The 8,348-nt window shown below is 26.9% G+C and carries 9 protein-coding genes, 1 tRNA gene, 1 rRNA gene, 1 other RNA gene and 1 pseudogene; all 13 read left to right on the top strand.

All coding sequences use genetic code 11. The features are described from left to right. Positions 1-79 (top strand): 23S ribosomal RNA (locus I4U89_RS08740); the annotation flags it as partial. A 65-nt stretch (positions 80-144) separates the two neighbouring features. Further along, a tRNA-Thr gene (locus I4U89_RS08735) sits at positions 145-219 on the top strand. A 294-nt stretch (positions 220-513) separates the two neighbouring features. Then, a complete protein-coding gene (locus I4U89_RS16030; protein ID WP_442971119.1) occupies positions 514-600 on the top strand; it encodes a DUF6019 family protein in 87 nt (28 codons plus the stop codon). Between the two features lie 143 nt (positions 601-743). Beyond that, entirely contained in the window at positions 744-1,073 is a 330-nt protein-coding gene (locus I4U89_RS08730; RefSeq protein WP_195939984.1) for a PadR family transcriptional regulator, read from the top strand. A 91-nt stretch (positions 1,074-1,164) separates the two neighbouring features. Then, entirely contained in the window at positions 1,165-1,731 is a 567-nt protein-coding gene (locus I4U89_RS08725; RefSeq protein WP_195939983.1) for a DUF2812 domain-containing protein, read from the top strand. 350 nt (positions 1,732-2,081) lie between these two features. Further along, positions 2,082-2,423, top strand: an RNA gene (gene rnpB, locus I4U89_RS08720) — RNase P RNA component class A. Between the two features lie 616 nt (positions 2,424-3,039). Next, positions 3,040-3,267: a hypothetical protein gene (locus I4U89_RS08715; RefSeq protein ID WP_207744150.1), complete on the top strand. Its 228-nt coding sequence runs from the start codon at positions 3,040-3,042 to the stop codon at positions 3,265-3,267. A gap of 246 nt (positions 3,268-3,513) precedes the next feature. Next, a complete protein-coding gene (locus I4U89_RS08710) occupies positions 3,514-4,563 on the top strand; it encodes an Ig-like domain-containing protein (protein WP_195939981.1) in 1,050 nt (349 codons plus the stop codon). A gap of 175 nt (positions 4,564-4,738) precedes the next feature. Continuing rightward, positions 4,739-5,656, top strand: a complete 918-nt coding sequence (gene galU / locus I4U89_RS08705; protein ID WP_195939980.1) for a UTP--glucose-1-phosphate uridylyltransferase GalU — start codon at positions 4,739-4,741, stop codon at positions 5,654-5,656. A 147-nt stretch (positions 5,657-5,803) separates the two neighbouring features. Next, positions 5,804-6,850, top strand: coding sequence for a UDP-glucose 4-epimerase GalE (galE, locus tag I4U89_RS08700; RefSeq protein ID WP_195940003.1), 1,047 nt, complete (start codon positions 5,804-5,806; stop codon positions 6,848-6,850). 201 nt (positions 6,851-7,051) lie between these two features. After that, complete coding sequence (locus I4U89_RS08695; protein ID WP_195939979.1) at positions 7,052-7,639, top strand: cell wall-binding repeat-containing protein; 588 nt, start codon at positions 7,052-7,054, stop codon at positions 7,637-7,639. Continuing rightward, positions 7,640-7,867 (top strand): annotated as a pseudogene (locus I4U89_RS16025) (cell wall-binding repeat-containing protein); the annotation flags it as partial. 9 nt (positions 7,868-7,876) lie between these two features. Further along, on the top strand, positions 7,877-8,233 hold the full coding sequence (locus I4U89_RS15695; RefSeq protein ID WP_195939978.1) for a hypothetical protein: 357 nt from the start codon (positions 7,877-7,879) through the stop codon (positions 8,231-8,233). Positions 8,234-8,348 lie beyond the last annotated feature (115 nt).

Genomic DNA, 8,348 nt, shown 5'->3' with positions numbered 1-8,348 from the left:
TACCTGGTTGATAGGTCGAAGGTGTAAGTGCAGTAATGTATTTAGCTTATCGATACTAATAGGTCGAGGACTTGACCAAAATAAAATGATTGACTAAATGATATACAGTTTTGAGGGTACTAAACTTAATCAAAAAAATAATATGCTGGTGTGGCTCAACGGTAGAGCAGCTGACTTGTAATCAGCAGGTTGTAGGTTCGATTCCTATCACCAGCTCCAGTAAAAGACTATGTATTTATACATAGTCTTTTTTATTGTAATAAATTACTTGCAATGTTACAACTAATACTAAATCAAAACATAGAGTTTTGTATTATATAATAAAAAAATATTATATATAAATTATATTTTATAATAAAGTTTATACACAATATAATCTAATTATGATATATTGTAATTAAATATATCAATAATGGATATATTAATTAATGATATAGAGGTATAGATAGTAAAATTATTTAATCAATATCGACACATATAAACATATGAGGAAAGTAAATTATGTTGGAGTAGATAGGTATTAGTGGTTGGGTAGCTTTAATAATAATTTTTGCTTTATGTTTTGTTATTAAGTTAGCTGTTAGAACTGGAATAGACTAATAGGTAATAGGTAATATGGGTGAAAAAGATTCAATTAAACATGTAGAAAAAATATTTGAATATGCACAAAAAATAAAAATTTAAAGCTAGAGAGAGATTAAATATTAAACTAGATTTATATCTATAGAAAGGAAGTGAGTAGGGTGAGTAGAAATAATTCACTACAAGAAGAGCAGTTAACAGAATCAGGGTATTATATACTTTTAGCACTATTAGTACCTATGCATGGTTATGGGATTAGTAAATATATAGAGGAGTTGACTGAAAAAGAGGTTATAATAGGTCCTGCTACCTTATATACTATGCTAAAGAAAATGCAAGAACAAGATTATATAGAATTAGCTGGGGAAGAAGGAAGAAGAAAGATATATAAGCTTACAGATAGGGGCATTAAAGTTATAACTATGGAAAAAGAAAGAAGATATAAGATGGCTCTTCATGGTGTAGAGGCTTTTAGCAGATTAGAGAAATAGATATAAATAAATTAGAAACGATTTAATGACAATGTAGATTAGTTATAAAGGGTAGATAAAACAAATTAATGATATTAAAAAGGTGATAATTATGGGTAAAAATGTAAAATATATAGCATCAATGGGATTGGGATTTGCGGAAGAGAAGGAAATGAAAAAGTTAGGAAAACTAGCTAAAGAAGGATGGATATTTGAGAGTTTTGAGAAGTTATCTTATAAGCTTGTAAAGGGAGAACCCCAAAATCTTATATACTGTGTTGATTATAATGAAAATAAAGATGATTTAGATTCTTATATAGAATTGATAGAAGAAAGCGGATGGACTCATGTAACTTCTTATGATGTCTTTCATTTTTTTAAGGCACCAGAAGGAACAAATCCTATATATAGTGATGGATATACTTTAGGACTTAAATATAAGGCTATGAATAAAGGTGTTAAAAAAACCGCGATTTACTCAGTGGTAATAGCGATAATAGCAGGATTAATAACTTATATAATGGAGAATATAGCAATAGATTCAAGTGTATACGAATGCCTAAAACTTATTGTTTATATGATAACAGGAGGAGCTTTTGGATTTTTTATAGCTTTAATACCATGTAGTATGTGTATTAAAAATAAGATGAAAAAAGCAATATTATCAGCTAAAAATTAGTTATTACAATTCTAAAACGTAGATATAAAATATTAGACAATACCTATAAGGTTAATTAATTATTATAAAAAATAATTATTAAATCATAAACTAACTTATTATCATCAGTAGTTTTGTCTAAGTGACTATTACGATAAGTAATTATATTATTTATTATAAATATAATCATATATTACTAAACTAATGAGTTAGTAATAATCATTTTGGACAGATATATTAGTTGTATAAATATGATTAATTATAGAACAAGGAAAAGTTTAATTATTAATCCAGATGATAGAAATATAGGTAGAATTTAAATTTTGACATAAATAATAATATATGATATATTATATACATCAATTAAATATTAAGTAAGCCAGACAATCGCGGGTAGCTTTTAGCTACGTGAGGAAAGTCGGAGCTCCATAGAGCAGGGTGCTAGGTAACGCCTAGTGAGAGTGATCTTAAGGAAAGTGCAACAGAAAATAACCGCCACTTTTGTGGTAAGGATGAAAAGGTGAGGTAAGAGCTCACCGTTTGCTAGGTGACTAGCAAAGCCGTGTAAACCCCACCTGGAGCAAGGCCAGAATAGGATAAAAAGGGTATTGCTCGTACCCTCCGGTTGGTAGGCCGCTTGAGCTTATTGGTGACAATAAGCCTAGAAAGATGATTGTCAAATACAGAACTCCGCTTATAGACTTGCTTATTATTTATAACACTAGTTTGGCTAGTGTTTTTTTATTGCACAAATTTATGTAAAAAATAATTAAACTAAATTGAGAATACAGGAAAATAAAGAGGTGAAATATTGGAATTAATATAAGCTACAAAGCTTATACGTAAAAAGTATTCAAAAATAAAAAAATTTGCATCAACTATATTCTATTAAAATTCCAAATAATATTTTTGTATATAGTATCTAACATTAAAATAGGGCTAAAAAAGATAGATATCAAGGGGAGCGTTGATATTATATGTATATAAATTTATATAGATATTAGAACATATTGACTGAAATTATTATAAAAGGTTCCAAATGAAATAGTTATATTTTTTACATAGTATTTATCTAATTTGTTCCTTTACTAACTAAAACATTAACATACAATTATCAATGTAAGTTACAAAATTCGATAAGGTTGGAGATGATTATATCTATATAAAGATTAAAGTGGCAATATTATATTTATTTATACAATGGATTATATAAAAAAATATATAAACATAGATTTTAACTAGGGAAATTTAGAATTAGAAAAATCAGAAAATATAATGCTTACAAAAAAACAAAGCAACGGAGTATATATATGTGATGAAGGATATCTTATGGAAGACTTTACTAAGCCATATAAAGAAAATTTAAATAAAAATGTAAAAGCTATAAATGACTTTCCTAACAAGCATAAGGACATAAATCAATATATGTTTATAGCACCAAATGCAATTATCATACTAGATGATAAACTACCTGCATATGCTTCAGTATTAGACCAAAAGAAATATCTAGATGATTTAAATAAATCGTTAGATAAAAAAATAAACTTTATAAGATAAAAAGGCTAATGATATAGTTAGTGAATCATAAGAATATATAATAACAAGTAAAAAAAAATGAATGAAATGATTTAATTATGAAAGGTATAAGTGAAAAGAATAAACTAAATTATTGGCGAAGCTTTTTATAATTAATAATTTCACTATAAATAATAAAAGTTACAATACGTAAAATTAATATATATATAGATATCATAAAGTTTTAAATACTAGAATGGTAGAAAAGATACTATGGAGGAATAAATATTGAATCAGCGTGTGAAGCAGAATAAAGTCGTAATAATGTTAATTGCTATATTTTTATTGGTTAACATCAGTAAAATTAACTCTTATGCAGAGGAAAAATGCTATAAAGAATTAGAAAATATAGAACCAGAAAATAATGAAGAAACAATAGATGAAAAAGAAATAAGTGAGATTATAAACATAAGCGATGTAAATTTAAAAAGAGCAATAAATAAAGAATTAGATAAAAGCGATATAAACTCGTCTGTAACAAAATCAGAAATAGAAAGTCTTAAAAGTATAAGCTCAGATAATGGAAGCAATAAAAATATAAAAAGTCTGTCAGGCCTAGAATATGCAACGAATCTAGAAAGTATAGATTTATCAAATAATAATATAGAAAATATAAGTGAAATAAAAAACTTATTTACAAATGGAAAACTAAAAAGTGTAAATATATCAAATCAAATCATAGATCTTGGTATTGAGAGCATAATAGAAAATAAGTATAAAATATATAATAGTATAGATAATCTAGATAACAAGCAAATAGTACCAAACTATATAAGTGATAATGGAAAATATGTAGAAGGTAATGTACTGTGGGATGATTTAGAAAGCTTTAAAGATTATAACTTATACTATAACTTTGAAGAAAATGTAAACAAAGATGGGAAGCACTTAGTATTTGGTGGTAGAGCATATAAGTATCTTCAAGTGGGAGGAGATATATCCTCAATAAATAATGATAAACAAGAAAATAATCAAAAATCAAATAAAGGTGAAAATTTAGATTCAAGCAATGACAAAGATGTTGATAATAGAACAGATAATAATATAGATAAAGATATAAATGTAAACAAAGCAAATATAGATAAAAAAAATAACTCTAATAATGAAGTGACAAATTACGATGATGGTAAAATTGAAGATATCAAAGAGAAAAGTCAAAAAGAAGAAGTAAAGAAGGAAGAAAATAAAGAAGAAAGTAGTTTATTAACACCAGAAGTGATGACAACAATAGCGATATTTGGTATAGGTATAGGTATTAAATTTATGAATATGAAGTAGCATTATATTACTTTAAATGATAAAACTAGATAATTTAGTATAAAGTTTATCAAATAAACTTCATTAAATTGAAAATTGTTGTATAATATAGAATGATAATTAAAATGTTAATAACATTACAGATAAATATACAATAGAAAATTATTATATTAATTTATGAAGGGAAGTAAATGCGATGACAGTTAAAAAAGCTATAATACCGGCTGCAGGACTAGGGACAAGGTTTTTGCCAGCAACAAAATCACAACCAAAAGAAATGCTACCAATAGTAGATAAGCCAACTTTACAATATATAATAGAAGAAGCGATAGAATCAGGCATAGAGGAAATATTAATAATAACAGGAAGAAATAAAAAGTCAATAGAAGACCATTTTGACAAGTCTGTTGAATTAGAACTAGAATTAGAACAAAAAGGAAAAACTGAAATGTTAGAAATGGTAAGAAATATATCTAACATGGTAAATATACACTATATAAGACAAAAAGAACCAAAAGGACTAGGACATGCTATACATTGTGCTAAAAGTTTCATAGGAAACGAGCCTTTTGCAGTACTTTTAGGAGATGATATAGTTGACAATGAAACACCTTGCTTAAAGCAATTAATAGGTGCTTACGATGAGTACAAAACAAGCATATTAGGAGTACAAGAAGTTGCTAAAGAAGATACTTGTAAATATGGAATATTAGATGTTAAACACATAGAAGATAGAGTTTATAAAGTTAAGGACATGGTTGAAAAGCCAGCTGTTGAAGAAGCTCCATCAAACATAGCTATACTTGGAAGATATATAATAACTCCAGCTATATTTGATATACTTGAAAATCAAGAGCCAGGAAAAGGTGGAGAAATACAATTAACAGATGCTCTTAAGACTTTAGGAAACCAAGAAGCAATATATGCATACAACTTTGAAGGAAGAAGATACGATGTAGGGGATAAGTTTGGATTCTTAGAAGCAACTATAGATTTTGCTTTAAAAAGAGATAACTTAAGAGATGATTTAATGAATTACATGAGAAAAATAGTAAATGAAGAAGATAAAAAAGAAATAGTATCAGATAAAGAAGTAGCATCAGATAAAGAATAATAGTTTATATTTTTATAAATCACAAAACAAAGACTAAAAACAATAATATCTATTTAAACTATTAAGTATGCCTAGACATAAATTTATACAAAAATATTATGACTAGGCTTTAAAAATAAAAAATATTAGAGAAAGAATGTGATAAATATGGCAGTTTTAGTAAGTGGCGGTGCAGGGTACATAGGAAGTCATACTGTAATAAAGCTATTGGAAGAAAATCATGAAGTAATAATAGTAGACAACTTATGCAACAGTAGCAAAGAAGTTGTAAATAGAATAATAGAGCTAAGTGGTAAAACTCCAAAATTTTATGAAATAGATATTACCGATAAAGAAAAGATGGATAAGGTATTTAAAGAAAATAATATAGACTCCATAATACATTTTGCATCACTTAAGGCTGTAGGAGAATCGGTATCTATGCCTATTGAATACTATTCAAATAATCTAATAACTACACTAGTCCTATTTGAACTTATGAAAAAATATAATGTTAAAAACTTCGTATTTAGTTCATCAGCAACAGTATATGGAAGTCCTAAAACTTGTCCAATAAAAGAAGACTTCCCACTATCAGTAACAAACCCATATGGAAGAACAAAATTAATAATAGAAGATATGATAAGAGATATATGCTATGCAAATAAAGATTTAAATATAGCTATACTTAGATATTTTAATCCAATAGGTGCCCATAAGAGCGGAAGAATAGGTGAAGAACCAGTTGGAGTACCAAATAATATAATGCCATATATAACTAAGGTTGCAGTAGGTCAACTTCCATATTTAAATGTATTTGGAAATGATTACGATACAGTAGATGGAACAGGAGTTAGAGATTATATACACGTATTAGACTTAGCATATGGACATGTAAAAGCACTAGAGAAACTAGATGAAAATCCAGGTTTAGTTACATACAACCTTGGAACTGGGAAAGGATATAGTGTATTACAACTTGTAGAGGCATTTTCTAAAGCAAGTAATAAGGAAATCCCATATAAAATAGCACCAAGAAGAGAAGGAGATATAGCAACTTGCTATGCAGACCCTTCAAAAGCAGAAAAAGAGCTTGGATGGAAAGCTAAGTATGGAATAGAAGAAATGTGTGAAGATTCATGGAGATGGCAAAGCAACAATCCAAATGGATATGAAGTAAAAAAGTTTGATGAAGTAGCAATTGACAAAGAATAGTATAAAAGCTATTTTAATAGGTTCTATGTAGAACATATTAAAATAGCTTTTTTAATTACAAAGAAAATATATATTTAAGTAGATGAAATTTTGTTTAAAAGTTTATTATAAAAAAATACAAAAAGGAAATAATGTAAAATAAAAAAATTAAAAGGAGAGATTGATATAAAAAAATTCATAAGTCTAGTAACTATAGTAAGTGTGTTAATTCCCATACAAATATATGCATCAGAATTTGTAATAGGAGGGGAAAATAGATTTGAAACCTCTATAGAAATTTCTAAGAACTTTAAAATATCCAAAGAAGTAATAATAGTAAATTCAAAGTCAATTCCAGATATGTTATGTGCGAGTATATTAGCATCTCAAATAAATTCACCAATACTTCTAACTAAATGCAATAAAATAGATAATAAAACAATAGAAGAAATCAAAAGATTAGAAACAGAAAAAGTATATATAATAGGCGGTAAATCCGTAATTTATGAAAAAGTAGAAAATCAGCTTAATGAAAATAACTTAAATATTGAAAGAATAAGTGGAAAAGATAGATATGAAACATCAGTCCAAATAGCAAATAAGATAAATAGCATAAGTAATGAAAAATGTAATGAAGTAATAGTTGTTAATGGACAAGAAACTTTAGTAGATGCAATATCAATAGCACCAGTAGGGGGAAAAGAAAATACCCCAATCATATTATCAAAAAGAGATAACATAGGAGTTTTAGAGAAATGGATAAAAGATAAATATATAGATAATACATATGTTATAGGAGGGGAAGATTAAATATGTAATGAAATATTTGAAAAACTACCAAATCCAAAGAGAATAAGCGGTAAAGATAGATATGAAACTAATGGAAAAATAATAAGAGCATTTTATCCTGATAAATTAAATAAAGTATACTACTGTAAAGGAAATAGTGAAGATTTAGTAGATGGAGTATTAATAACACCGTTAGCTACAAAAGAACAATCTCCTATTGTAGTATTAGGCGAAAGTATTAACAATACTCAAAAAGAAGTGCTAAAAAGAAAAGAAATAAAAGAACTTGTACAAGTTGGGTATGGGATACATAAAAATGCAAAGAATGAACTAATTAATATTAAAGAAAATTATAAACCACCAAAACCAGTAAATCCACCTACAAAACCATCAAAACCAACACCACCGCCAGAGCCAGAAGAATCAAAACCATCAACGCCAATAGAACCACCAACAGAACTAGAAGAATTAATACCACCAACAACAATAGAACCACCTCCAGAGCTAGAAGATAAGTTATCACCATATTATGTAAATCATAGTATTGATAATGAAAAGAAAATAATAAACATAGAATTTGATGAAAATATAGATAGCAATGTAGATATACATTGAAAATAAAGTAACAGAAGATATAAATAAACTTAAAAATAAAGTAGTAGTAGGAGAAAAGTTAGATAAAGATTATATAAATAATAACTACGAAATACTTAATCAAAGTGATAAATAT

The organism is Romboutsia sp. 1001713B170131_170501_G6 (genome assembly GCF_015668195.1).
GTDB lineage: Bacteria > Bacillota > Clostridia > Peptostreptococcales > Peptostreptococcaceae > Romboutsia_C.
The sequence above is the reverse complement of the archived record's forward strand: the minus strand, read 5'-3'. Positions and strand labels throughout refer to the sequence as shown.